Source organism: Microcoleus sp. PH2017_34_RAT_O_A, from assembly GCF_020737885.1.
In the GTDB taxonomy this organism is placed as follows: Bacteria; Cyanobacteriota; Cyanobacteriia; order Cyanobacteriales; family Microcoleaceae; genus Microcoleus.
Map to the genome: position 1 here is coordinate 46,279 of NZ_JAEQDD010000005.1, position 26,037 is coordinate 72,315.

A 26,037-nucleotide genomic window follows, 5' to 3' on the forward strand; every position below is an offset into this window, starting at 1 on the left:
AAAATGAAGAATACAGAAAAAAAGGCTCTGTTTAAAGAAGCAGCAATTGTAGGGGCGATCGCCATAATTGCGATCGCGATCGTCCCAGGAATACTTGCTGACGCTCGTCTCAACCAATTGGGACGATTTTTAGCACTAGCGATTGTAGCTCTCGGTATAGACTTAATTTGGGGATATACAGGTTTGCTCAGTCTGGGACATGGCGTATTTTTTGCGATCGGTGGCTACGCCTTCGCCATGCACCTAAAACTGCAAATTCCCCCAACCGCCAGCAGTCAATTACCCGAATTCATGAACCTCTACGGCGTCACCGAACTGCCCTGGTTTTGGCAACCATTCTATTCATTTCCCTTCTCAGTCATCGCCCTATTCCTCATCCCCGCCATCTTGGGCGGACTTTTAGGTTACTTAGTATTCCGCAATCGCATTCGAGGCGTTTACTTTTCAATTCTCACCCAAGCAGCCACAATTGTATTTTTCAACTTCTTTAACGGCCAGCAAAAACTGATTAACGGCACCAACGGACTCACCGACTTTAAAACCCTATTCGGAGCCACAGTAAACGGCAGAGATACTCAATATATTTTCTACATTCTCACCGTACTATTTCTAGCAGCAACTTACGCCCTCTGCCGCTGGCTGACAAGCGGGCGTTTCGGGCGCTTGCTACTAGCAATTCGCGACGACGAAGTGCGCCTGCGTTTCTCCGGCTACAATCCCACAGGATACAAAGTTTTAGTATTTGCAATTTCCGCCGGCTTAGCCGGGATTGCAGGCGCTTTATTCACCGTACAAACGGGAATTATTTCGCCAAAGGCAATGGATATAGCATTTTCCATCGAAATGGTAATTTGGGTAGCAGTAGGAGGTCGCGCCACATTATCAGGAGCAATATTGGGAGCGCTGCTAGTCAACTTTGGCAAAAGTTTCTTGAGCGAACAATTCCCCGAAGTGTGGCTGTTTTTCCAAGGCGCATTATTCCTAATAGTAGTCACCGTGCTGCCCGACGGCCTAGTCGGATGGGTGCAAAATCAAGATTTTGAGCAAATCCGTCGCTTGTTCAGAAAACCGAAGTACGCATCTACTTACCCCAGCCTGGAACAAGACCCCGAAGTGCAGCACGAAAAAGAAGAACTTGAACATTGATTGCAAAAATATCGTGTATATATAAGTAGGCGGACATAAATAAATGTCACCCGGAAGAGAGAAACGAAGCAATCGCCATAGACTTGACACCAGCTTTCCTGCGGCTCGCTTCGCTAACATGACTCGCTCCCCAGATGCAATATATATGTCCACCTACTTAGATATCAGTAGCAAGCAGCTTCGTTTTTTTAACTTGAGGGGAAACGTATGGCAGATATTATTGACTACAAAATCTACGGCGACGATTTGCAACTCATCGAGATTGAACTCGACTCCAAAGAAGGCGTCAGGGCTGAAGCTGGAACCATGACATACATGGAAGGCGACATCCAAATGCAAACATCCACAGGTGGTGGCCTATTTCAAGGTTTCAAGCGGATGCTGACAGGAGCGGGTTTTTTCATTACCACCTTTGTCAACGCCGGAAATCGCAAAGCCCGCGTCGCTTTTGCCGCACCCTATCCGGGTAAAGTAATTCCCCTCGATTTAGGCAAACTTGGCGGTAAATTTTTGTGTCAAAAAGACTCATTTCTCTGTGCCGCCAACGGGATTGAAATTGAGGTAGCTTTCACCAAGCGGCTGGGTGCCGGTTTCTTTGGCGGAGAAGGCTTTATTCTGCAAAAATTACAGGGTAACGGGTTAGCTTTTGTTCATGCGGGAGGAACAATCGTTGAGAAAAATTTGGGAGTTGGCGAAGTGTTGCGGGCGGACACTGGTTGTTTGGTAGCTTTTGCGCCGACGGTAGATTACGATATTCAGTTTGTGGGCGGCTTTAAAAATGCTTTATTTGGTGGCGAAGGCTTGTTTTTAGTCAAGCTAACCGGGCCGGGTAAAGTGTATTTGCAAAGTCTGCCACTCTCGAAGTTGGCTGAGCGGATTATGGCTGCAACTCCAGCTCCAGTAACGAGCACTTCTAACAGTATTTCGTTTGACTTTATGAGCAATCGCGGCTAGTGCTAATGTAGCCCATGTAGGGTGCGTCAGCCCGCAGATTTTTCGGTTTTTCCAGAGACTTTTTACTGACGCACCCTACAACTAAAATTCAGGACAAGTAGTTAAGCAAGGTGCGTCAGCCGGCAGATTTTTCGGCTTTCTCAGAGACGGTTTACTGACGCACCCTACAACTAAAATTCAGGACAAGCAGCAGTTATGTAGGGTGCGTCAGCCCGCAGATTTTTCGGCTAGCTCAAAGACTATAGGCTGACGCACCTTCCAAAGACAATTCAGGACAAGCAGTTATGTAAGGTGCGTCAGCCCGCAGATTTTTCGGTTTTTCCAGAGACTGTTTACTGACGCACCCTACAACTAAAATTCAGGAAAATCAAGAAAAATCAGTTGTTGTATATTGCGGAATTAAAGTTATGAAGGGAAAAGTATTAGAGATAGAAAATTTGACTGTTAGTTTTGATGGTTTCAAAGCCATCAACGGTTTAAATTTCAGCATGGATGCGGGGGAACTCCGAGTTATCATTGGCCCTAACGGTGCGGGGAAAACAACTTTTCTCGATTCGATTACGGGGAAGGTGCAGCCGACGGAAGGGCGAGTGATATTTAAGGGCAAAAATTTGCGCCAATTGTCCGAATATCAGATTGCGCGTCTGGGTATTGGCCGCAAGTTTCAAACGCCGCGAGTTTACTTGAATTTAACGCCGCGCGAAAATTTGGAGCTATCTTGCAACGGCAATAAAAATGTATTTCCAACTCTGTTTAAGCCTGCTCCTGCTGCTGAAAAGCGCACGGTGGCGGGTTTGTTAGAAACTATTGGTTTGGTTGCTAAGGCTGATGTTTTGGCTGGTTTGCTTTCTCACGGGGAAAAGCAGTGGTTGGAAATTGGGATGTTGGTGGCGCAATCTCCTGATTTGTTGTTGGTGGATGAGCCTGTGGCGGGTTTGACTGATGAGGAAACTGTGTTAACTGGAGAGTTGCTGATTTCGCTGGCCGAAAGTCATTCGGTGTTGGTAATTGAACATGATATGGAGTTTGTGCGGCAAATTGCGCGGCAGGTGACGGTGTTGCATCAGGGTGCTGTTTTGTGCGAGGGAACGATGGATGAGGTGCAAAATGACGATCGGGTAATTGAGGTATATTTGGGAAAACCAGAAGAGTGAAGAAGTTCGGCAACGGATTGTGTAACGGATGTAACGGATTACCGATTACTAATTACTAATTATCAAACATATGCTGCAAGTTTCTGATTTGAATGTTTACTATGGCGAAAGTCACATTTTGCGCGGTGTCGATTTAAGTGTTAATGCGGGGCAAATGGTTTGCTTGATCGGCCGCAATGGTGTTGGCAAAACTACTATGCTAAAAACCCTAATGGGCTTGCTGCAACCTCGCAGCGGCACAATTAATTTTGGCGGACAATCTATTGTCTCTAAGTTGACTCACCAGCGGGCTAAATTGGGGATTGGTTATGTGCCTCAAGGGCGCGAAATTATCCCGCGTTTGACTGTTAAAGAAAATTTATTGTTAGGGTTGGAAGCGAAACCAACTCTGACCAAAAATCCTGAAGTTCCTGATGAGATTTTTGAGTTATTTCCGGTTTTGAAGACTATGCTCGATCGCATGGGGGGCGATTTGAGCGGGGGACAGCAGCAGCAGTTGGCGATCGCTAGGGCTTTGATGGGTGAGCCGAAATTGCTGGTTTTGGATGAACCGACGGAGGGAATTCAGCCGTCGATTATTTTAGACATTGAAGCTGCTGTGCGCCGGGTAGTTGCGACTAGGGGAATTTCGGTTTTGTTGGTGGAGCAACATTTGCATTTTGTGCGGCAAGCTGATTGGTATTATGCTATGCAGAAAGGCGGGATTGTGGCTTCTGGAAGCACTAGCGAGTTGAGTGATGAGGTGGTTCAGAGGTTTTTGGCTGTTTGATTTATATTTTTGGACTTATCAATACCAAAGAAACCGGGTTTTTTATGCGATTAAGGGTTTTGATGCAGTAGCTTCGTAAAAAAAACCCGGTTTCTGCCTCTAGGAAAGATTTTGTGATTAATTTTTTCGGCCGTCTGGCATGGTTGTGCCGGCCATGCTGGCTCGATCGATACTAGCGCCATCTATATTAGCATTCCGGAGGTTCGCATTTGACAGATTTGCGTCTCTGAGGTCGCAAAATCGCAAGTCTGCACCGTCTAAATTGGTTCCTGTCAAGTTGGCTTTTCGGAGGTTGGTGTTGCTGATTCTCGCTCCGATTAACTGGGCTCCGCTTAAGTCTGTGCGAGCCATATTGGTGTTGACAAAATCTGAGATCTCGAAGGTACTACCGCTGAGGCTGGCGTCTGATAAATCTGCTCCTGTGACGATCGCATTTTTTAAGCGTATGTTAACTAATTTTATAGCTCGGAGGTCGCAACGGACGCAGCTTTGGGTTAGCAACAGCGTTTCGACGTTGGCGTTGATTTGGTCAATTTGTTGCTGGGAGAACCTTTCGGCAAATTCTGGGGAGACGTAACCGAGCTTTTTGGGATCTTCTGCTTTTGGTTGGGGTGTTGGTGTTTGGGGTGTTGGTGTTTGGGGTGTTGGTGGTTGAGTTGTCGGTGGTTGGGGTATTTGTGGTTGGATGATTGGTGGTTGAGGTGTTGGTGTTTGGGGCGTTGGTGTTTGCCCGATCGCCCTTAGTTGCAGCCCCACCTTCGGATATTCTAGAGTGGCGGCAGAAATTAGCAGGGCGATCGACAGTATTGTGATTTTTTTCATAAATAAATAACTTCTTGCTTGCAAGAATACCATTTACAGCAAATTCTCTGTAAAGATGGTACACTCAATCGAGTATATTAAGCCAAAAATAAAACATTCCTGATTTCAGTCAAAAGTGTTACGGTATGCGATCGCAAATAATTAACCTATGCCTTACAGTAAATTTACTCTCAGCAAAGCTGTAGAGGATTTCAATCTTACGATCGTTGAAGGCGCGCGTTTCTTCCCCGAAATTGCGCCAGTCACTCCTAGTCTTTTGCTTCAGGATACTCTTAAAGAAACGATTCCATGGGCGATCGCAGTCAGCAGTGAAAAAGCTCGATCTGAGGGGATTATCAATCCTGTGTTGCTGGAAGTCAAACGGCAGCTTCAAGGGCAGATTAGCGTTTTTTCCGGCGAAGAATTCAATGTAGAACCGGAGGCTGAACTCACAGGCTATGTGGACTTTCTCCTAAGTCGTTCCCCGGAACAACTATTTATTAAAGCCCCTGCGGTTGTCTTAGTGGAAGCCAAGAAAGAAGACCTTAAACCAGGTTTGGGGCAATGCCTTGCAGAAATGGTTGCCGCTCAACGTTTTAACCAACAAAAGCAACAGCCGATATCGACTATTTACGGAACCGTAACTAGCGGTACAGTTTGGCGGTTTCTTAAACTAGAAGAGCAATGCGTATCTATCGATCTTACTGATTATTCTCTGCTTCCGGTTGAGCAAATATTGGGCTTCCTCGTTTGGATGATGACTGAAAATTGCTAGATATTAGGTTGGGCTAAATAGAGCCAAATTCAGATAAAAAACTTCGGAACCGTCAGGGGCGCGAATCAACTTTTCTATTACCGCAGGTAGTTGCTGTTGGCGGTACAACTCTGGAATTTCGCAGAAACTTTCTTCGGCAATTTCCAAAATCTTCGGCATCTCAGGAATGGGAATTCCCAAGCGATCGCTTTTATTTAAGCTGCAAACAATCAGGTAGTTGCAGTCAGCAATACTCCGACTGCTAGGAAATATTTTAGATAAATTAATCAGGGTAATTAGTTCTTCTTGGTGCCGAACTAAACTTTGACCGCTATCTAAAAAACCGTAGGGATTAAAGTCTTTGACAACACGCTGCACTTTTTCTATAGGAACCGCATAATTAACGTTTCCCAGTTCAAAGGACACAAGTTTTCGAGGAGGAGTTCTGACAGCGCCTTGTTTCTTGCTGCGAAAGCGGCGATTGTAATTCGTGTGAGTCATGCGATTTTTGATTTTTGATTGGGAATCTATTCGTTACCAGGCACTGCTGGGAAATAGTATTTTTTTCTAGGTATGTAGTTGCGCTTCAGCGCTCTTTGTATATATATGAAAGAGCGCTAAAGCGCAACAACGTACCTTTATTTAATGTTTGATTAATTTTGGTATTGCTTCTAAAAGTTGAGATTCACTGTAAGGTTTCGTAAAATATTGATTGGCGCCTAATTCCATTGCCATTTGTCGGTGTTTTTCGCCGCTGCGGGATGTCAGCATGGCTACGGGAATCTTAGCAAACCGCTGGGTCGATCGCATAGAGCGCAATAATTCAAATCCATCCATCCGGGGCATTTCAATATCGACAATCGCCAAACTGCAATCAAGACCATTTTGCAGCTTTTCCAGGGCATCCAAGCCGTCTTTAGCCTGAACTACGCGGTAGCGGGCACGAGTCAGCATCAGAGACAACAACTGCCGAATTGTATAGGAATCGTCTACTACCAAAATCTGGGGCGACTGACTCGAAGTCGGCGCCACTTGTGGCACTTTACCAGACACAGGGGCGATCGAACTATTGGATAAAGGTTGACCCACCAAATCATCCACATCCAAAATAGTTACAACTTTACCGTCCCCCAAAATCGTACTCCCCAAAACCCCGCGAGGCTTGGATAGAGGTGGCGGCAAAGGTTTAACCACAATTTCCTGCTGGCCGATCAGGCGTTCCACGGCCACCGCCAGCATTCCTTCGGTAGAAGCCAAAACCAAGACGGGAATGTGATCTTGAGTCAAAGGGTCTGGAGAGGGGCCATCGGGCCCGACGACGCTGTATTCGAGCAAATCTTGCAGTCGCACCAAACGAATAAATTCATCCCGCCACCACAACATCGGCTGATTGCCGGCGGTGTGAACTTCCGAAGCTTTAATATGCAGAATTTCCTCGACTGCATCTAGCGGTACTGCTATTTTATTGCGATCGGTCTTTACCATCAAAGCCTCAGTAATTGACAGCAACAATGGCAGTTTGATGATAAAACTCGTACCTTTTCCCAGGCGAGAATCCACCTTCACAGTCCCCCGCACAGTCCGCAAATTTGTTCGCACCACGTCGAGTCCGACTCCTCGCCCGGAAAGATCGCTCACTTCCTCGGCAGTGCTGAAACCGGGCCAAAATAGAAAATCATAGAGTTCGGCAATCGAAAATTCTTGGGCTTGTTCTTCCGTCGCTAAACCCTTTTTAACTATTTTGCGGCGAATGATTTCCGGGTCAATACCTTTACCGTCATCGGCGACAGTAATAATAGTTTGGCCGCCTTGGTGGCGGGCTTCGATTTCAATTTGACCGCTGGCGGGTTTGCCAATTGCTTGCCGAACTTCGGGCATTTCGATGCCGTGGTCAAAAGCGTTTCTTACTAAATGTACCAAGGGATCGCGCAAAGCGTCGAGCAAACTTTCGTCAATTTTGGTATCCCTTCCTACTAACAGCAGGTTGACATCTTTATCGTAGGTGAGGCACATATCCCGAAGCGCCCTCGGTAAGTGGTCTACGGCGCGACTGAAACTCACGACTCGCAACTGCATGACGCGGCTGCGAAGTTGTTCGGTGATGCGGCGCAGTTGGTCGGTACTGCGCTCGAATTTCATTGCTAAGGTGTCTAATTTGGTGGCGGATTGAGAAATTGCTTCGGCGGTTTCGATGACTTCTGCGGCGGTTGAGTGGAACTCTGTATAACGATCCATCTCTAAGATATCGAAGTGAGAATGGTCGATCGAGGATTTGTCGTTAACAATCAGTGGAAATTCTGTTTCATATCCTGCAAGTTTTCCTAATCCCGAATTGCCGTTTCCTCCTCTCCAGTCTGCAAAACTCAGTCTGTCGTATTCTTCGCGCAACTGGCCGCCGAATTGATTTAAATCTACGATACTGCGGCGGATGCGTTTGACTTCGCCGCGCAATTCGGATTCTTGCAGTTCCAAATTTGTACGGTTGATGACTAATTCTCCGACCAGATTCACTAATTCTGTTAACCGTTCTAAGTCTACGCGGATTGTTGGTCGCTGCGGGTTGGGGAGGGGGGGAGAGGGAGAGAGGGGAGAGGGGGAGAGGGGGAGAGGGGGGGAGGTTTCGGATGTTTGTGATTCGTTTGGGGGTGGGGGGGAGATTTGGGGGAGTTCGTTAGCGCAGCCCTCGAAGAGGATCGCCCTTCCGTCTAATAGCTGCTGGCGTGCGGTTTGCAACGACTGGGCGATCGCCCAACCCTCGGACTGCAACCGCTGTAAAGTCAAATCTGGAGAGTCGATCAAATCTCTGAGGGGTTCAGCGACTTTCCCAAAATCCGGCAATTGCAGCATTCCAGCCAAGCCGGAGAGTTGGTAATAAACCTGGTTGAGGGCGGTGACGCTTTTTGGCAAATCTGCCTCCGAAGCTTGGGAAAGCTCAGTTTCTAGGCGATTGAAGATTGGCGGCAATTCGTGTTCAAAAATCAGTTTCAGGGTTTCCGGGGCTGCCGATCGACTGGCTGCGGGGACTGGCGGCGGCCCCGGCTTGCCGTACTTTGCCTCGAACTGGGCATGAATTTGGGCGATCGCCTCCAGGTTTGACCTTTGATCGGGAGTGCTGACATCCGAGTGGTGAATTGCTTCGGCCGCTATCTTTTTGAGAGCATCCACCCCTTGCAGCAAAACAGTTATAGTGACCGGTTCCAGGGCCGACAAGTCCGTGCGATCGCGCAAAATGACAAAACAGTCCTCCAGCGTGTGAGCCGCCGCCGACACGTCTTGAAAGCCCAACATCGAACCCGCACCTTTAATCGAGTGAGCGGCCCGAAACATTTCTTTAACACCCGCTTGTCGCCCTTTCAAATCTGCGCCTTCCATCGCCAGCAGGTGAGTTTCCATTGACTGGAGAAACTCTTGCGTTTCTGCGGTAAAAGCATCTATTAATTCGTTTAAATCATCATCATCCATATATAGCAGTTGACAGTTGACAGTTGACAGTTGACAGTTGAGAGCTTGCCGTGAGCGTAGTCGAATGGTTGACAGTTGACAGTTACAAGGTACGGGAATCAAACCGTTTATGCTATAGGGTTCTAAGCTCTATTCATCAGGTTATTTATGTGAGCGCCGGATGTGGCGGTTGCTATAAATATGAATATCGGTGCCCAGTACTTTTGAACTATTACCGATAACCTCGGTTTTTTATTAATCCTTTGAACTCAACAAAATTTCTTTCGTTATTTCCGATTGCAAGCCAAGTTGTTGCCGCACTGCTTGCAATGATTTTCCTCTTTTTGCCTTCGGACGATCGCTTGGAGCCGGCACATCGTCAGCAGAAATAACTGGCTTTTTTAGAGCAGCCAGGAGTTGGTTTAATTCTGCTTGAAGTTCTGCCAATGATTCTCCATAAGGTGCAGTTTCTTTTTCCGAGCAGGCTGCGATCGCACCCGTATCGTCATAATACACCGTGCGAATTGTGTACCCGCCATCCTCAAAAAATACTCGATAATCCCAGTTCATCATAGTTCTTCCTCTTCCCCTTGAAATATGTATTTATTCCCAGGCTTGCCAGCGATGCGCTCTATACTGACAATTTTAACTTGCTGCTCAACGTTGTACAAAACGCGATATAGCCCCACTCTCAATTCCCATTCTGCTGTATTGTTTGGACGCAGGGGTTTCCGGTTGCGCGTCTCCGTAGTGGGTTCATAACAAAGGTTAGCTTCAATACCGTCAACAATTACATTCTGTTCGTGTTTTTTAAACCACTGCAAATCCTCAATTGCTTGGTCTGTAAACTCGATTTCAAACACGATAGCTGCACCTTAAAATATTCCAAATACCGATCTATGCTAGCATTCATCATCGCACACTGTGACTTCTTAAGGGGAGCCTCTTAATATCATCTCCGAAAAGGATGACCCTAATAAGATTGGTTTGTAGTGAGGACTTTAGTCCGCATCCATAGAAGGACTAAAGTCCTCACTACAAACCTTTGACTAATAACTAACTGCGGAAATTAGCCACCGACTTTTGCAATTTGCTGACAGAACCGGATAAATCATCAAGCGATGCTTTGACATCGGAACCTTTTTGGGCAGTTGTATTTGCAATCTCATTGACTTGCTGCATACTGTTAGAAATCTCCTCAGCCGAAACAGTTTGTTTAGCCGAAGCGCGAGTAATATTCTGCACCAAAGCATTCATTTCTCGACTAACTTCGATGATGGCATTCAGGTGAGTTTTAGCTTCGCTTGCTAGCTTAGTACCTTCCACTACCTCCAGTGTTCCCGATTCCATTGCCTTCATCACGCGGCTGATTTCTTCTTGAATTGTACCCACAATTTCCGAGATTTCCTCAGTCGCGCCGGCCGATCGCTCTGCCAACTTCCGCACCTCTTCGGCGACAACCGCAAAACCTAAACCTTGTTCGCCGGCTCTGGCTGCTTCAATCGTAGCATTGAGAGCTAACAAATTGGTTTGGGAAGCAAGCTGAGAAATCGAAGTGACAATTTTGCCGATTTGTTGCGAAGATTCGCCCAAACGCTTCATCATTTTTGAGGTAGAGGCGATCGTCAACCGGAGCTCGTTAATGCCTTCGACAGCGCGATCGACCGCCATACCGCCGACTTCTGCGGTGTGAGAAGACTGCTGAGCAACGGTTTCGGCGCGCACCGAAACATCTCGCACGTCGCGGATCGAATTCACGATTCGCTCGATTTCCCGCATGATTGCAGATATTTTTTCTGCTTGAACTTCCGCCTGTTGAGTGAGTTCGCTGGTATTGTTAATTGACTCGCCAGTGGCAGATGTTACCTGTTCGGCTAAAGTTTGAATTCCCGTTACCACCTTCCGCAGAGAACCAATTAAAAAGTTAAAAGAGTCGGCGACAGCACCTAAAACGTCATTCGTTACTTCCGCCCTGACTGTCAAATCCCCTTGAGCTGCGCCTTTAATTTCTCCCAACAGTTTGAGGACTTGCTGCGTCATCGAATCGGCTTCAGCTTTGCGTTCGGCTGCAAATTTTTCCAGTCCTTCCTCTGCCTCTTTGCGCTCGGTAATGTCAAAGCGGATGGCGATATATTTGACTATGGTACCGCTAGTATCGAAGATGGGGGCGATCGTGGAATCTACCCAATAAAACGAGCCATCTTTGCGCCGATTTTTGATTTCCCCTTTCCACACCAAACCGCGAGAAATTGTCAGCCACATTTCGGAAAAAAATGCTTTGGGATGGTAGCCAGAATTGACAATGCGGTGGTCGCGGTGCAGCAGTTCTCCCATGCTGAAACCGGATATTTGGGTGAATCTTTCGTTAACGTAAGTAATTATGCCTTTGAGGTCAGTTTCGCTGACGATCGCAGCTTCATCGAGGGCATTTTGCCGCGTTTTGAGTTCTTGCAGCAAGCGTTCCTGTGCCTCGGCCAACTGCTGCATCTGCTGCTGCGATGCTTTTTCCTGGGTGACGTTGCGGCAAACGACTACACCACCTTTAATTGCTCCTGTTTCGTCTTTGAGCGGCCGGCCGTTAATTTTGACCCACAGGCCCTCAGGCTGGGCTGCGTGGCGGGTGAAAATATCTACATCGTCAACGGATTCTCCTCGAAGCGTGCGTACTAAAGGGATGTCGGCTGTGGGATAGGGAGTGACGGTATCGGGCAAAAATACACCGTATTTTGCCGCCCACTCGTTGGGGAGAGCATCTGTGGAACCCGAGCCAAACATATTTGTAGCGGCGGGGTTGAACAACACAAAATTGCCATTGGCATCGGCAGCAACCACGCCGTCGCTAATGCTGTTAATTAGCAGTTGCAAGAGATTGCTTTGCCCTCTAAATTCCTCTTCAGAACGGGCTAATTGGGCTGTTGTTTCTTGCAGTTGACTAATTGTTTGTTTGCTTTCGGTAATGTCGCGCGCGACTGCATACATGATCTTTTCTTCTATTAGCGGTCGCGATTTCCAGGACAGCCATTTGTAGGAACCGTCTTTGCAGCGGTAGCGATTTTCAAAAGATATTGTTTCGGCACCGCCGGCTACTTTTGCCGTTTCTGCCAAGGTTTTTTCCACGTCTTCGGCATGGACAAAATCGATAAAAGATTGGTTTTGGAGTTCTTCTACTGTGTAGCCGAGGGTTTTTGCCCAAGCGGGATTGAGACGCTTGAATTTGCCTTCAAAATCGGCAATGCAAAGCAAGTCTAGGGACAGGGTGAAAAATCGATCGCGCTCTGCTTCGGCTTTTTTGCGATCGGTAATTTCGATCGCCACACCGCCAACACCGATCGGTTTCCCGTCCTCTCCGGCCAAAGGAAAGTAAGAAGCCAGCCAATCTCGGATTACGCCCGGTTGATTGACGGTTGTACCTGCAACCTCAATATTTAAAAGCGGCTGGTTGTTTGCCAAAACCCCCTGCAAAATCGGCTGTAGAGTATCGACCATTTCCGGTATCACTTCTCTGACGGTTTTGCCTAGGTGTTCGGCAACTGAGACGCCGGTCGTTTCGGCCAAACTTTCGTTGACTTGCACGAACCGCAACTGCTCGTCAAAAATAAACATCGAGGCTGGGGCGGCGGCGAAAAATGCGTCAAAGCGGGATTGACGCAAAACTAATTCTCGTTCTAGGGCTTTGCGATCGGTAACTTCCAGAACGAAAGCACCGATACCAAGGGGTTTGCCGTCCTCTCCCGGCAAAGGAAAGTAAGAAGACAGCCAATCCCGCACCACATCTGGGTGGGCAGTGGTAGCGTGGGAGACTTCGAGATTTAAAATCGGTTCGTTGGTACTCAAAACCTGCTGGTACAGCGGGCCGAGAACCGGTGCCATTTCCGGTTCGGCTTCCCATAGGGTTTTGCCGATGTATGCTGAAGCCGGCTGGCCCCCGAGTTCGGCTAATTTTTCGTTGAACTGCATGAACCGCAGTTGGTCGTCGGTGATGAACATTCCCGCTGGTGCTGCGGCGAAAAAGGCATCAAAGCGAGCTTGACGCAAAGAAAGCTCTCGTTCTAGGGCTTTGCGATCGCTCAGATCGCGGCCTTCTGGAATTAATAGCACGACTTTGTCGCTCTCGTCTTTGATGGGTTTGAGGGAGAAGTCAAGGGTTGCGAGGAAACCCCCGGTAAGTAGGACTTCCGCTTCGTAGCGAACTACCTCGCCGGCGGCGGCTTTGGCGACAGCTTCTCGTACCTGTTGCTTGACTTCTGGGGAAATCTGCCACCACGGGGTTTCCCAAAACGGCTTGCCTACTACCTCTTCAATCCCCACCTCAGCGGCAAGGAGGGCTGTTTGGTTGATTTCCAAAACAGTACCGTCTGGCTCTAGCAGCCCCATGAATTGTAACGATTGGTCGAAAATGGCTCGGAACAGTCTTTCGCGATCGCGCAGCATTTCTTCTGCCCGTTTGCGATCGCTGATGTCGCGGGTAACTGTTGCCAACCCCATCGGCTCTCCTGTTTCTGGGTGTTTGACTGTAAATACGCTGTAGTCAACGGGAATGCGATCGCCGGTGCGAAAGTGCTTCAACCGAAACTCGCCCCGCCAAGAGCCAGTCTCCATGACGCACGGCATAATTTCTGCTGTGAATTGCTGGAGGTCTTCTGGAAAAAAGAATTCCCCCGTATTCTTAGTTTTGAGTTCTTCGGGAGAGTTGAGTCCCACTAGCTTAATGCCAGCGGAGTTCAGGTAAAATGGCTCTCCCTCCATTGTTGCCATCCCGATAAAATCCGAGCTACTTTCGACGATCGATCTCAATCTTTGATTTTCGATTTCGGCTTGCTTGCGGCCTGTAATGTCGTTGTTAGTTTCTAAAATTGCTTTGGGTTTTCCCTGTTCGTCTCGCTGCAAATTCCAGCGGCTGAATACGGTAATTTTGGTGTCGTAATTGGTGGTGTGAATCAGTTCTCCTTCCCAATAATCCCGCTCTGCTAACTGTGCCAATATTATTTCTAAAGGCTGGGGGAAGATGGTGTGAAATAGAGTGTGGGTGAGTTTACCCAAAGCTTCTTGTTTCGTGAAGCCGTACATTCTCTGGGCGCCTTGGTTCCAATAATTAATCGTGCCGTCAATATCCCGAACAATCAAAGCATCGCTGGCAAGGTCGAGCATTTGCAAGTTCTGCTGCAAGGCTTGTTCGGTGCGCTTGCGTTCTGTAATGTTGCGGGCGATCGTTGACATAAATTCAACTTCTCCGCTCTGGGATTTGTGGGCAATAATTACTTGGGAAACGGGTATTTCTTCGCCGTCTAAAGTCTGCCAAATTGTCTCGCCGCTCCACACCCCGTCCCGGCAAGCTGCGGGGATACCAACTTCCATCAGAGTGTCCATACTTTTGGGCGATGTTACGTCAGAAATACTAATTCCGGCTAAATCTGAGTCCTTGCCAACTCTCAACATTTCTCTGGCTGCGCGGTTGAGATAGATGCTGCGCTGTTGGGAGTCTGCCATCCCTACCCAGTCGGTGGTGGTTTCTAAGATTGCTTTGAGCCGCAATAGTTCTTGTTCGGATTCGCGCCGTTGTGTGATGTCGCGCGAGAAGCCGAGAACGCCTAGAATCTTGCCTTCTGCGTCTTTGAGGGGCGATTTTTGGGTGTCGAAGATGTGTACTTTGCCGTCTGCTAAGGAGGCAATGTCGTTGGGGTTATGGACTTCCTGACCGTTGAGTACGGCTGTGTCATCAGCGCGCCAGCCTTTAACTTGTCTTTGAGGATCTGTTTGGGTATGGAAGTTGCCGAATATTTGCTCTGTGGGTACGTTGAGTTCTAGGTCATCTTTGCCTAGCATTTCTGCTTGGGTTTTGCCGAAGGCGGCGGCGAAACCTGCGTTGACTAGGCTGTAGCGGAAGTTTCGATCTTTGACGAAGATCAAGTCTGGGGTAGCGTCAATAACTGTTCGCAGCAAGTTTTGGGAGCTTTCAGCCTCGGCGAGTGTCTCCCGCAGTTGTTCTTCCATACGCACCCGGTTGGTGATTTCTCTAATGGCGCAAACGAGGACTTTGCTGCCGCCGGCATCTACAAAGGTAGATTTTTTGACCGACAGAAAACGGGTATTTCCGTCCGGTTCAGTAATGGTTTCTTGGGTTTCGCTGCTGGTGTTTGCCCAGAAAACTAATTGGTTTTTTTCTTCATATATGTCTGCTTGTTCTTTGGGCAAGAAGTCGCGGTAAGCTTTGCCAATTAGTTCCGATCTGCTGCGACCGATGTATTGACAAAAGGCATCATTTAATGCTAGCCAGCGGTGCTGTTCGTCTTTGACATAAATCGGGTCAGGGATGGTGTTGATGATGTTGTTTAAAAATTGTTCAGAGGCTTTTAATTGCTCTTGAACAGCGGTGCGATCGCGAACTTCCTGTTGCAATAGTGCGTTGGTTTGCTGAATCTGCTCGGTTCTGTCATTGACTCGCTGCTCTAGTTCTGCGGTTAGCTGCTGCAATTTGGCTTCTGTCTGTTTGCGCGCTGTTATGTCGCGGCCTTCCGCGAGAATTTGAAATACTTCTCCTGTTTCATTTAACAGGGGCTTAAATGATATGTCAATTACTGTCACCTGGTTGTTGGCTCCGGTGATTTCGTATTCTTCCCGTACAAACTTGCCTGCCGAGACTTGTTTAATGTTGGTTTTGAGGCGCTGCTGGTTGGTTGGGGATGATGCCCACCAAGGTGTGTGCCAAAATTTTAGCCCCAGCACTTCTGATGGTTCCAAATCGCCCAATTCTAATGCTGTCTGATTTGCTTCGATCAGAGTGCCGTCTGGGTTCAATAATGCGATTAGTTGAAAAGCTTGGTCGAAGATTGCCTGAAATCGCTGGGTTGTTTCGCTGAGGGCTTGTTCTGTTGCTTTTTTGGAGGTAAGAATTTGGGTGGAACCTACTAAGAATTGGTAGCGGTTGGACAGACTCAAAAAGGCGATCGCCGGAATGACAGTTATCCAATCCGATACAGTTTGTGCCACATGGGAGTGCGGCAATCCCAGGTATTCGGCTGCGTGGCCGCTGTGGCCGAAAGCGCAGCTCCAAAATATGGCTGCTGTGACTGTGGCGAAGATGTCGAACCCGAATTGACGGTTTCGCCACAAACCTAAGCTGATTAGCGAGGCGATCGCAAAGTAACAGAAACAAATAATACAATTGGCAATCCCAGCTACCAGCGAAATAGAAAAGTCAGGTAATGTCAGGGTGAATGTCGTGGCGATCGAACTATAGATAAAATTCATGATAAAATTAAGAATTGGTAAATTAAAGGCGATCGATTTTAGATTTTAGATTTTAGATTGACTCCATATTCTTCCTTTGTCAATTGTCAACTGCCTAAAAACCTCACTGTCAACTGTCAACTGTCAACTGTCAACTGCCAACTGCCAACTGTCAACTGTCAACTGCCAACTGTCAACTGTCAACTGTCAACTGTCAACTGTTTAATTACCAGCGTTCGGAATGGGCGATCGCCTCGACATCCACTATCATTAGCAAGCGTCCTTCGGAATTGTACAAACCTTTTAAGAAGGGAGCCAAGTCGGGACTGACATCTACTGCTGAGACAGTGCGATCGGGATTTAGAGACAAAACTCCTTCGACACGGGAGACAGCCAAGCCCATCCGCATTTTCGACAATCTCACATCTCGCGGATCGGGCGCTTCCACCACTAAGATGCGGCTGCTTGGGTGGTGGGTGTCAACCGGATCGAGCCCAGCAAACCGTCCGAAGTCTGCTGCTGCTAGGATTTCGCCCCGCAAGTTGGTTAATCCCAACAAAAATGGCAGGGTGTTAGGAACTGGGGAAATCGGTTGTTCGTTGAGGGAAAGAACTTCCCGCACTGCTTCTAACTCTACGCCAAAGAGACTGCCTCCTTGACCGAAAAGGAGAAATTGCTTTGTTCCACTTGTCTGATTCCCCGCCGCCTGGGTAGCAGTTGTTTTCATTCCTGATTTTTTGTTTCTAGTGTATCTTACAAATGAGGAATTTGCTTTGCTAGGAAAGCCGATCGCTCCGAGAGTTTATCTGGATCGGTTTTACAGGATCAAATGGTTAAATAAATAGCGGGCTGGGCAACTGGAATGATTTCTCTAATATATCTACCACTTTTAAGGAATTTAGAAACCATGTTTGTTGAAAAAAAAACTGGGTTTCTCGCTATGATATTTGGTGAATGCTACTGAACACTTGATATAGCACAAAAGAGTGTGAGTGAGGTCAAGCGCGATTACCAATTACCTATTGCCAATTACCTCACTATTAGGAGAACGGCTATATTAGACCTCTTGCAAAAAAAATATATGTTATCCTTAAAAGTTTGCTCAAGTTTAGGTCAAACTTTGAATTATGGGGTTGATTGGCATCTCCTTAAACTTGTTCAGCCTGCTAGATTATAAAATTGTCTAAACTTTCTATAATAGCACAAAATTATTTTGCAAGAGGTCTATTTTGTTTAAGCCCAAAGCAGTCGCTGCACGATGTTGACGAGTTGCTGAGGCTCAAATGGTTTGCTGACGTAAGCATCGGCGCCTAAATCGGTTCCCCAAGCTTTATCGATATCGGTGTTTTTATGAGTACAAAATACTACTGGCAAGTGTGCAGTGGCGCGATCGCCCCGCAATTCTCTGATCACTTCAAATCCGTTCATTCGCGGCATCACTACGTCTAACACCACGAGATCCGGCGGCACTTCTCGGATCAGGGCGATCGCTTCTTCGCCGTCACCAGCCCGGATCACCTGCATTCCGGCATCTTGAAGAATGCGACAGATGATTTCCAGTTCGCTGGGAACATCGTCCACTACTAAAATTTTTGACATAATTTCACACTTCCTTACTATTGTTCACGGCGGATAATCTCGCTCCAGAAGCTGCTGGGGTGATGGCTTTCGCCCCGCTTCACTACGGTTATTTGATTGCGCCATTTTGCAAACAAATCAATGCACTTCTAAATACAATATAGCCGGTCACATAGCCTCAGCGAAGAAGGAAGAAGGAAGAAGGAAGAAGGAAGAAGGAAGAAGGAAGAAGGAAGAGGGAAGAAGGAAGAGGGAAGAAGGAAGAGGGAAGAAGGAAGAGGGAAGAAGGAAGAGGGAAGAGGGAAGAAGGAACAAGAAAGAGGGAAGAATAAGCCAGAATAAGCCAGAATAAGCCAGAAAGAAGAAGTCCGATGAAGTCGGAAGAGAAAAAAAGCTATCCCTGCCTCCGTGACTTCCGTGTCGCGAATCAAGGGAATTGGGAATTCCCAATTCCCACTTAAGAATGAGAATTAAATAACTTACACAAGTTTGTGGGGTGGGCGGGAGAGCCCGTCCAAAAAGGGCGGGCTCTCCCGCCCACCCCACAATAACAATTAAAATTGTAAGTTATTTAATTTGCGATCCTTAGCCGCATTTAAGCTTCGATAATTACTCGCAAATTGCCGCGTTTTTTCATCACCCGACAAGCGGTTGAGGAACCAGATCTCTCAAATTCCAAATCTAGCAAAGTTGAGCCTATCCTTAAGTTGTTTAGCGACAACTTATTAATCGATTCTGGTAAGGCTGGATCGATAATTCGCAGTTGGTTGTTAGGGGCATCGGGAACTAAATTTAACATCATTTGCAACAGTTGAAAAATGCTGCCAGTTGCCCAAGCTTGGGGCGAGCAAGCTACAGGATACTGCACGGGGCGATCGCTCTGGCTGTTGCGCTCGTAGCCGCAAAAAAGTTCGGGGGGACGCTCGTAGGGTTGCAGCAAAGTCATGTCAAATAAGCCTTGAGCTACTTCTAGGGCTTGTTCGACTCGGCCGAGCGATCGCAATCCCATAGCTGTCAAAGCGTTGTCGTGCGGCCAGACTGAGCCTGTGTGGTAGCCTATGGGATTGTAGGCGGGAGATAAGGAGGATAGGGTGCGAATTCCCCAACCGCTAAACATATCTAGGGCTTGCAATCTTTCAGCTACGCTGCGAGCTTTTTCTCGCGACAAAATGCCGAGGTGCAAACAGTGTCCCGGATTTGATGAAATGCTGTCTACAGGTTTGCCTTGGCCGTTTAATGCTAGGGCGCAATAATCTAAATCTTCGATCCAAAAATCGCGGTTGAATCGGGTTTTTAGGTCTTTTGCTTCTTCTAGCCAGCGATCGCATAAATCGATGCGTTTCTTGATGCGGGCAATCTCTGCCAGCCTGGTTTTGGCAGCGTAAACGTAGGCTTGGACTTCGCAAAGGGCGATCGCTCCTTCTGCAATGACGCCCGATCGGTTGACGATGCAATCTCCCGAGTCTTTCCAGCCTTGATTTGCTAAGCCGCGCTGGGATTTTTTGTAATAGCTGAGGTAGCCTGTGGCGGCACATTTGCGATCGATCCATTCCATCGCTGCCAAAGCATTTGGCCACAAAAGATCTAAAGTTTGGCTGTCGTATGTCCAGGCGTAATATTCAGCGTAAAGCATCAACCACAAAGGCGTAGCATCGACTGTTCCGTAATAGGGAGTGTGGGGAATTTCGTTGCAGCGAGCCATTTCTCCCATGCGAATTTCATGCAGTATTTTGCCCGGTTCTTCGTCGCGCCAATCGTCGTCGGTTTTGCCTTGATAGTGAGCTAAGGTTGTCAGAGTTTGTCTGGCTAAACTTGGATCGAGAATTAAGATTTGAGCAGCGGCGATGATGGAGTCGCGCCCGAATAATGTCGAGAACCAGGGAACTCCGGCTGAAATTGCTTTGCCTTTGCCAAAGGTTTGTCGTAGGGAATAAATGTCTTGTTCGGCGCGTTTTAGGAGTCGATTAAAGGTGTTTTTATCTGACTTAATTCTGGTAATTTCGGTCAGCCATTCTCGCTCTTCTAAAAGTTCCGCTGCTTTGGCTTGAACTAGGTTTACGGGAGTGGTAACTTGGGAGATCGATTTGCCGTCGATCAGCATTTTGAGCCGATATCCCAATTTGATTGCTTCGTGGGATTTTAGGGAGATGCGCCATACTGCTGTATTCCCCTGAAACAGTGATGGTGGCTGGTTGTAAAACTCGATCCGAGATTCCATTACTAAGCCGTCTAAACCTTGGTAGGCAAGGGTTAAATCTTGTTGAAGATCGCAGAAAGGATATGGGGCGATCGCTCGATCGCCGATCGAGTTTTTTGCTGATTCTTGAATTGGCACATTTGGGTTTTCTACTGCCGGATTTTCACCGTGGCTATTGCCGTTTGCAGCGTCAGGAAAAGCTGCTTTGTCTGCAAATTCGCTGGGGGATGCTCCGTCGGTTTTTTGGGGCATCAGGCGCAGGAGTTTCCCGCGCTGGGAGCGGCCGTAACCCCGGACTTCAAATAAGTCTAAGAAATCTGAGCTGAAGCTGAGACTTATTTCAAAGCTGACTGGTTTTGTGGTGAAGTTGGTGATTTCTATTTCTTCAAATAAACCGCCGTTGAGCACCATTTCTCGCCTGATGCCGATGGTTTCTGCCTGGATGCGATCGTCAATGCGGGGATTTGAGCACAAAACTGTTTGCAGGTAGCCTTTTTCGGCGTTGCTGCTGAGCAAAATTGGCGATCGCCCTTCTATTTGCAATTCTAGGCGGCTGAGGAAGCGCGTGTCGTGGCAAAACAACCCAAAGCTAGACACGTTGTCGTCTTCTAAGCAGCCTGAGATGTTGCCGAGGGTGTCAGTAATCAGGAATAAATCATCGTCTTTGAGGGTGAGTGTTGGTTGAGGTCGATCGGCGATCGCGCAAGGCCACTCGGTTACGGGTAACTCCGCAGCAGCGACAAATGTTTTTCCTTCTATTTCATAGGTATCGGTCATTTTTACAAAAAGTGGATTCCCAGCTTTCAAAAGTTTAATTTTCTTGAGCTTTTGACTCTTGACTTTTTGGCATTAAATTTTGACACGAAGCACCCTGATGTAATGCTTCACTATTAGCATCATACCATTTTTTTCAACTGATGCCAGCAAATAGTTGACTTCCTAAAATGAATTTAATTTTTATTAAATCCAGACTAAAAAGTGAAGTGCTCGGTAAAAAATCAGCATGATATCGACCAACTAATACAGCAGTTTTTAATAGACTTATTGCAAAAATAGCTAGGACGGGCTAGAAGCCCATCCCACATTTTTTTCTTGTGGGATGGGCTTCTAGCCCGTCCCAAAAAATTAATTAAAAAAACTTTTGTAATATTATCTAATCTTCTGAAATACATTAGGGACATGGCAATGCCGTGTCCTTCTTCCTCTTGCTGCTGAGAATCTTCTACTGAAAGTTCGAGCCTGTTTTACGACAACTAAAATGACAATTAATTAAACTCAGGTAAAAACCGGGTGTTTCCATAAAACAACCCGGTTGATTGAATGTGGTAAGTAAATTTTGGATAACTAAACCCGCCTTGCGTTTAATTTGTCCTCGCCCAGCTATCTGCCGTGCAGTTCTAATTCTGTCAAATGATGCGCGTGACCGTTTTGAGAAAATCGCTCTTTTAAAATTTGTCGGTAAACTGCTTCATAGCCATCGACCATTGTTTTAACGCTGAAGCGATCGATCGCGTGTTGGCGACAAGCGCTGCGATCGAGTTCTCGGGCCGGTTCGATGGCGGCGATACATTCTGCCACGCTTTCGCACAGAAAACCCGTTTTTTCGTGAACAATAACTTCGGAAGTCGAGCCTAATTTCATGGCAATTACGGGCGTTCCCGTTACCATGGACTCAATCATGACTAACCCGAAAGGTTCGCGCCAAGTAATCGGAAATAATGTGGCGACTGCACCGCCCATCAGCACGCTTTTTTGGGCGTGGTTGGCTTCGCCTAAATATTCTATTTGCTTGCCGTCAATGTGCGGCTTGATTTCTTGCTCGAAATATTCGCGATCGACAATATCGACTTTGCCGGCAATCTTTAAATGCCAGCCGGAAGCCTTAGCAATTTCTATGGCTAAATGAGCACCTTTTTCGGGCGAAATACGACCGAGAAAAGCTAAATAAGGAGGATTGTCCGGCTGCGGGTGAAATTCGTAAGTCGCCGGATCGATGCCGTTATAAACTGTGGCGACGTAGTTGAGATTTAGTCTTTCTTCCCGCTGAGAGTTAGAAATACTTAGATAGGGCTGAGTGCGGGCCAAGCTAAACATCTTCTCGTTGTCTGGGGTAAAAATGCCGTGGAGGGTGTGAACTGTGGGCGTTTTTACTAAGTGCGAGTAAGACAAAGCTGTGCAGCCTACGTGGGAATGAATGATATCAAATTCTCCGGCTTTTCCATATACTTTGCTCAGTTGCATCATATCGTAAATGCCGTATTCTTTAACGGTGGGATCGAGACGCAGCGCTCTGGGGTGAACTGATTCTAAAGTAGCAGAAGTAATTGAATCGCCGGAGGCAAATAAGGTGACTTCATGTCCCCTTCTGACTAATTCTTCGGTCAAGAGGCTGACCACCAGTTCAATTCCTCCGTAAGCTGGGGGCGGAACTCGCTCGAACAGGGGGGCAATTTGGGCAATTCTCATCACAAACCTTCTAATTTTATTTACTGTAAAATTTCCTACGCGATTGAGGATTGTTACACTAGGTAGTGTTAGCAACTTCTCTTAACTTTTAAGTTACTGTCGCGCACAACTAAATTTAATAACAATTTACAAATTTAGTCTATGCTACTTGAGAGGGAGATTGTGATTTCAGTTGACAGTTGACAGTTGACAATTGACAGTTGAGTGCGACCTCTACCTGGAAGTCCGAGGATGGGAGTAATGAATAGTCTGATTTTAATTTCTCAAGGGCGATCGGGCTTTGGGCTTTAAACCAATTCTTTCGGGTAGGGCGATCGCACTTGTGTGCTTCTTTTTTGAGTTCACAGGACTACTGCCGCACGGACAAGCTAGCTTGACTTCTGCCGAAAGAGAGCATAACGCCCAACCCCAGCTAGTTTTCCCAGTCGTACCTTCCCTGAATATCGAAAATTGTGTAAAATATTACAATCACAGAAATGACGCGCGGGCGAGCCAATCAACGGGGTTTTCAATTGCGATCGATCGCACACTTGCGAGAGATTTATGTACAAAAGTCGGTTGAAAGTTGACAGTTGACAGTTGACAGTTGAAAGTTGACAGTTGACAGTTGACAGTTGACAGTTGACAGTGACTTCTACATGGAAGGAATATAGTGCAATACCGTTTACTTAAGACAGATCCCCCCTAACCCCCCTTGAAAAAGGGGAGTAGGGGGTGGGACAAGAATGCTCTCAAAGTCCCCCTTCTTAAGGGGGATTTAGGGGGATCTCCGGCGCATAAATAGTGTTAAGTCAACCGTATTGGAATATAGTGCTGTCGCGAACTCGCAAGTTGTAGAATACGCGAGCTCTTGCGTGCTCGCACTATAATAAAAAAATGCTTTTCGCAAAACAGAGATGCTCCCCTTTAAACCAATTCTTTCTGGTCAAAAATTGCATCATGCTAGTGCAGCAACTTTATAGCAAACAAATTATAAATATGAGCGTTCAGTTTCGCCAAATTCAACTACCGGAAAATCCCAGCCAGCGGCTGCCAGAAAAAATCAAAGATTCGGGAAATTTTGTACAGAAAAGCAAGCCAAATATTAGCGAAGTGCAAGCAGGTGTTTTGCGAGGAATGGCAGAAATTATAGCAGATATTGAGGGCGATCGAGCTGACAGTATTACTCCTCTAGAATGGACTTATTGTCTCTGGGCTAAATCTCAATGGGATCTGAAAAATCCCGTGAAGCGAAGCTATCCCGTAGGGAATCGCACCAGAGAAATATCTCAAGCTATTTGGCTGGTAGCTCAGAACAATGTGCGCCTGAAACAGCAGTTGTTGTGGCGTTTGGCGCTGCATTACAGCCACCAGTTAGAAAATCCTGTTTCTAGCAATGCTCCCGCCCTCGATCGAGCTTTGGTAGAGTGCTTTGCCGACTTTGCCAATACAGCGACTGGCACCGATGCTTTGCCAGTACAAATCATTAAAATACTGACCCGCGATTTACCGGATTACGAGCTAGCAAAATTGACTTGGCAATACCTAAAAACCCCTGTAGAACTATTAGGAAAAGCTCAGTTACCCGCAAGTATCCCCGTAGTCGATCGCGCCGGGCCACACCTTGCCGGAATTTTTGCCAAAAATCAGGTTGCCGATTTGTCGGGTGTAGAATGGCTGCTCAGGTGCTTGAAGGAAATGCCACCAGCGTCGCAACTTGCAGCAGTTGAAGAGTTGTTAGTTAAAATTTCGAGCGATATTCTCAAAAATCAACGGCCGAAATTGGTTGAGTGGGTGCGAGACGAATATTATCCGAAATTGCAGTTACTTTCGGCTCCCGCTCAAGAGTCGCTGAGGCGATGGATTGGCGGACTAAATTACAGTTATTTCCAGAAAACAATCGATTTGGTGGCGCGGATGCTGCGGCTGTCTGATGCGGAAATTAAGCAGTTGGAGGAGCGCCGGGATTTTTGGGCAAATTATGGCGATCGCCTGCTGCGGGTGCGGTTGCTGTTGCCGCAGTCGTCTGTGAGCGCGATCGGCTACCAGTTGCCCTTTGATGTGGATATCTTGCCGGAAGACGGCAATCCTCCAACGGAAGTTTGCATTTTTCAGTTGGAGGGCTATTGCGCGATCGAGTTTTTCCGGGGCACCGGCGCCGAAATTCGGTTGATTAAGCGTACCAAAGAGAGCGATCGGCTGTTGTTTGTCAAAAAAGAACTGTCTGTTAAGCGCATCAGAAAATTAGGTGGCGAAGTGCACGATCGCGTTTTCATGTGGCAAAGTTCTTGCGAAAAGTGGCTGAAGCAGAAAAAAATTATGCCCAATGAGGGGACTAAATCTTTTCAGGGAATGTCGCAGTATTACGGCAAATATGATTCTACAAATGGCTTGAGAATGCCGGAACCTCAGGAACAAAAAGAGCGGGAAGTTTTATTAAAAAAGTGGCAGAAAGAAATGGAAAGTTTGGCAGCAGAGAGCAAATAGTCAGTTGCCAATACTATCTAAAGTAATAGTTGAATCGGGAGAATCTCAGTTTAGTATTACTTAAGCGCACAAAAAAGATGAGATGACATCAAATGTTTGAGCGTGGTTGTACCGTAAAATTTTGCACCGCATTCATCTCCTCGTGCGAGACTTGCAGTCCGAAAAATTTTAGCGAGGGACGTTGGGGGCGATACCGCTGTCAAGTCTCAACCTTTTTCCTCTCTACGGCTGCTCGGTTCAAGCTGTGGATGCGTTTTTGATCTAGCGTGCGATTCATCGGTGAGAAAGATACTGCGATCGGCTATAATCAAGAGTTAGAAAAAAAGAACACCGATCGCGCAAAAATATGGTTGCCACTCAGAAGAATCTCAACATAGTCGCCCTGGAAGCAGAATACAGTCAAAAAACACCGCGAGAAATTCTCAAATTTGCCCTAGACAATTTTGACAATATTTCAATCTCTTTCAGCGGTGCCGAAGATGTAGTTCTGATCGACATGGCATCAAAAATTACCAAAAACTTCCGCGTTTTCACCCTAGACACGGGACGGTTGCACTCAGAAACCTATGAGTTTCTGGAGCGAGTTAGAAAACATTACGGCATTAAATTAGAAGTAATGTTTCCCGATTCAGCAGAAGTACAAGCCCTAGTAGATGAAAAGGGATTGTTTAGTTTTTATGAAGACGGCCACAAAGAATGCTGTGGCGTGCGGAAAGTCAAGCCGCTTCGCCGCAAATTGAATACTCTCGATGCTTGGATTACCGGTCAGCGCAAAGACCAAAGTCCCAGTACCCGCAACGGTATTCCGGTGATTGAAGTTGACGGTGCTTTTTCAACTCCAGACCATGAATTAATTAAATTCAACCCCTTAGCAAACTGGTCTTCGGCAGAGGTTTGGGAATACATTCGCGCTTTGGAAGTGCCTTACAATAAGTTGCACGAACGCGGTTTTGTTAGCATTGGTTGCGAACCTTGTACGAAACCAGTATTGCCGAACCAACACGAGCGCGAGGGTCGTTGGTGGTGGGAAGAATCGACGATGAAAGAGTGCGGTTTGCACGCTGGTAATGCACAAAAATAGTTG

Annotated in this window: 19 protein-coding genes; 9 read left to right on the plus strand and 10 right to left on the minus strand. The window is 47.0% G+C overall.

The genetic code is table 11. From position 1 onward, the window contains the following. Positions 1 to 3: 3 nt before the first annotated feature. The 4 genes from urtC to urtE all read left to right on the plus strand — a co-directional run bounded on the left by urtC (position 4) and on the right by urtE (position 4,023). Positions 4 to 1,146 carry an urea ABC transporter permease subunit UrtC gene (gene urtC, locus JGK11_RS03735; protein WP_293195980.1) on the plus strand — a complete coding sequence of 381 codons (1,143 nt, stop codon included), beginning with the start codon at positions 4 to 6 and terminating at the stop codon, positions 1,144 to 1,146. Between the two features lie 207 nt (positions 1,147 to 1,353). Beyond that, a complete protein-coding gene (locus JGK11_RS03740) occupies positions 1,354 to 2,100 on the plus strand; it encodes a TIGR00266 family protein (RefSeq protein ID WP_293210617.1) in 747 nt (248 codons plus the stop codon). Positions 2,101 to 2,507: 407 nt separating this feature from the next. Then, the gene (urtD, locus tag JGK11_RS03745; protein ID WP_293175173.1) at positions 2,508 to 3,254 is read left to right on the plus strand and encodes an urea ABC transporter ATP-binding protein UrtD; all 747 of its coding nucleotides are present in this window, start codon (positions 2,508 to 2,510) and stop codon (positions 3,252 to 3,254) included. A gap of 70 nt (positions 3,255 to 3,324) precedes the next feature. After that, positions 3,325 to 4,023, plus strand: coding sequence for an urea ABC transporter ATP-binding subunit UrtE (gene urtE, locus JGK11_RS03750; RefSeq protein WP_293195982.1), 699 nt, complete (start codon positions 3,325 to 3,327; stop codon positions 4,021 to 4,023). Positions 4,024 to 4,140: 117 nt separating this feature from the next. On the opposite strand, the gene JGK11_RS03755 is transcribed toward urtE, so the two are convergent. Then, positions 4,141 to 4,845 (minus strand): pentapeptide repeat-containing protein, encoded by a 705-nt coding sequence (locus JGK11_RS03755; RefSeq protein ID WP_293175169.1) that lies wholly within the window; start codon positions 4,843 to 4,845, stop codon positions 4,141 to 4,143. Positions 4,846 to 4,993: 148 nt separating this feature from the next. Here JGK11_RS03755 and JGK11_RS03760 point away from each other — a divergent pair, with 148 nt between their 5' ends. Further along, positions 4,994 to 5,599 (plus strand): hypothetical protein, encoded by a 606-nt coding sequence (locus JGK11_RS03760; protein WP_293175167.1) that lies wholly within the window; start codon positions 4,994 to 4,996, stop codon positions 5,597 to 5,599. A 3-nt stretch (positions 5,600 to 5,602) separates the two neighbouring features. Here the strand turns inward: JGK11_RS03760 and JGK11_RS03765 are convergent, their stop codons facing one another. The 7 genes from JGK11_RS03765 to JGK11_RS03795 all read right to left on the minus strand — a co-directional run bounded on the left by JGK11_RS03765 (position 5,603) and on the right by JGK11_RS03795 (position 17,845). Next, entirely contained in the window at positions 5,603 to 6,079 is a 477-nt protein-coding gene (locus JGK11_RS03765; protein ID WP_293175165.1) for a chemotaxis protein CheW, read from the minus strand. 141 nt (positions 6,080 to 6,220) lie between these two features. Then, the gene (locus JGK11_RS03770; protein ID WP_293191482.1) at positions 6,221 to 9,040 is read right to left on the minus strand and encodes a hybrid sensor histidine kinase/response regulator; all 2,820 of its coding nucleotides are present in this window, start codon (positions 9,038 to 9,040) and stop codon (positions 6,221 to 6,223) included. A gap of 234 nt (positions 9,041 to 9,274) precedes the next feature. After that, the gene (locus JGK11_RS03775) at positions 9,275 to 9,592 is read right to left on the minus strand and encodes a hypothetical protein (RefSeq protein ID WP_293175161.1); all 318 of its coding nucleotides are present in this window, start codon (positions 9,590 to 9,592) and stop codon (positions 9,275 to 9,277) included. Then, complete coding sequence (locus JGK11_RS03780; protein ID WP_293175159.1) at positions 9,589 to 9,882, minus strand: type II toxin-antitoxin system RelE/ParE family toxin; 294 nt, start codon at positions 9,880 to 9,882, stop codon at positions 9,589 to 9,591. The genes JGK11_RS03775 and JGK11_RS03780 overlap by 4 nt, the downstream gene beginning before the upstream one ends. A 193-nt stretch (positions 9,883 to 10,075) precedes the next feature. Then, positions 10,076 to 16,267, minus strand: a complete 6,192-nt coding sequence (locus JGK11_RS03785; protein WP_293210619.1) for a PAS domain S-box protein — start codon at positions 16,265 to 16,267, stop codon at positions 10,076 to 10,078. Between the two features lie 205 nt (positions 16,268 to 16,472). Further along, the gene (locus tag JGK11_RS03790; RefSeq protein WP_293175155.1) at positions 16,473 to 16,973 is read right to left on the minus strand and encodes a chemotaxis protein CheW; all 501 of its coding nucleotides are present in this window, start codon (positions 16,971 to 16,973) and stop codon (positions 16,473 to 16,475) included. Between the two features lie 506 nt (positions 16,974 to 17,479). After that, positions 17,480 to 17,845, minus strand: coding sequence for a response regulator (locus JGK11_RS03795; protein WP_293175153.1), 366 nt, complete (start codon positions 17,843 to 17,845; stop codon positions 17,480 to 17,482). A 106-nt stretch (positions 17,846 to 17,951) separates the two neighbouring features. Here JGK11_RS03795 and JGK11_RS03800 point away from each other — a divergent pair, with 106 nt between their 5' ends. After that, positions 17,952 to 18,176, plus strand: coding sequence for a hypothetical protein (locus JGK11_RS03800; protein ID WP_293210622.1), 225 nt, complete (start codon positions 17,952 to 17,954; stop codon positions 18,174 to 18,176). 243 nt (positions 18,177 to 18,419) lie between these two features. Here JGK11_RS03800 and JGK11_RS03805 read toward each other — a convergent pair whose 3' ends face one another. Further along, a complete protein-coding gene (locus JGK11_RS03805; protein WP_293210625.1) occupies positions 18,420 to 20,798 on the minus strand; it encodes an amylo-alpha-1,6-glucosidase in 2,379 nt (792 codons plus the stop codon). Between the two features lie 603 nt (positions 20,799 to 21,401). Continuing rightward, positions 21,402 to 22,487 carry a glycosyltransferase family 4 protein gene (locus JGK11_RS03810; RefSeq protein WP_293175147.1) on the minus strand — a complete coding sequence of 362 codons (1,086 nt, stop codon included), beginning with the start codon at positions 22,485 to 22,487 and terminating at the stop codon, positions 21,402 to 21,404. Between the two features lie 280 nt (positions 22,488 to 22,767). On the opposite strand from JGK11_RS03810, the gene JGK11_RS03815 reads away from it, so the two are divergent. The 3 genes from JGK11_RS03815 to JGK11_RS03825 all read left to right on the plus strand — a co-directional run bounded on the left by JGK11_RS03815 (position 22,768) and on the right by JGK11_RS03825 (position 26,034). After that, the gene (locus JGK11_RS03815; RefSeq protein WP_293175145.1) at positions 22,768 to 23,049 is read left to right on the plus strand and encodes a hypothetical protein; all 282 of its coding nucleotides are present in this window, start codon (positions 22,768 to 22,770) and stop codon (positions 23,047 to 23,049) included. A 416-nt stretch (positions 23,050 to 23,465) separates the two neighbouring features. Continuing rightward, entirely contained in the window at positions 23,466 to 24,953 is a 1,488-nt protein-coding gene (locus JGK11_RS03820; RefSeq protein WP_293210628.1) for an EH signature domain-containing protein, read from the plus strand. 346 nt (positions 24,954 to 25,299) lie between these two features. Then, a complete protein-coding gene (locus JGK11_RS03825; RefSeq protein ID WP_293210630.1) occupies positions 25,300 to 26,034 on the plus strand; it encodes a phosphoadenylyl-sulfate reductase in 735 nt (244 codons plus the stop codon). The last annotated feature ends 3 nt before the right edge of the window (positions 26,035 to 26,037 follow it).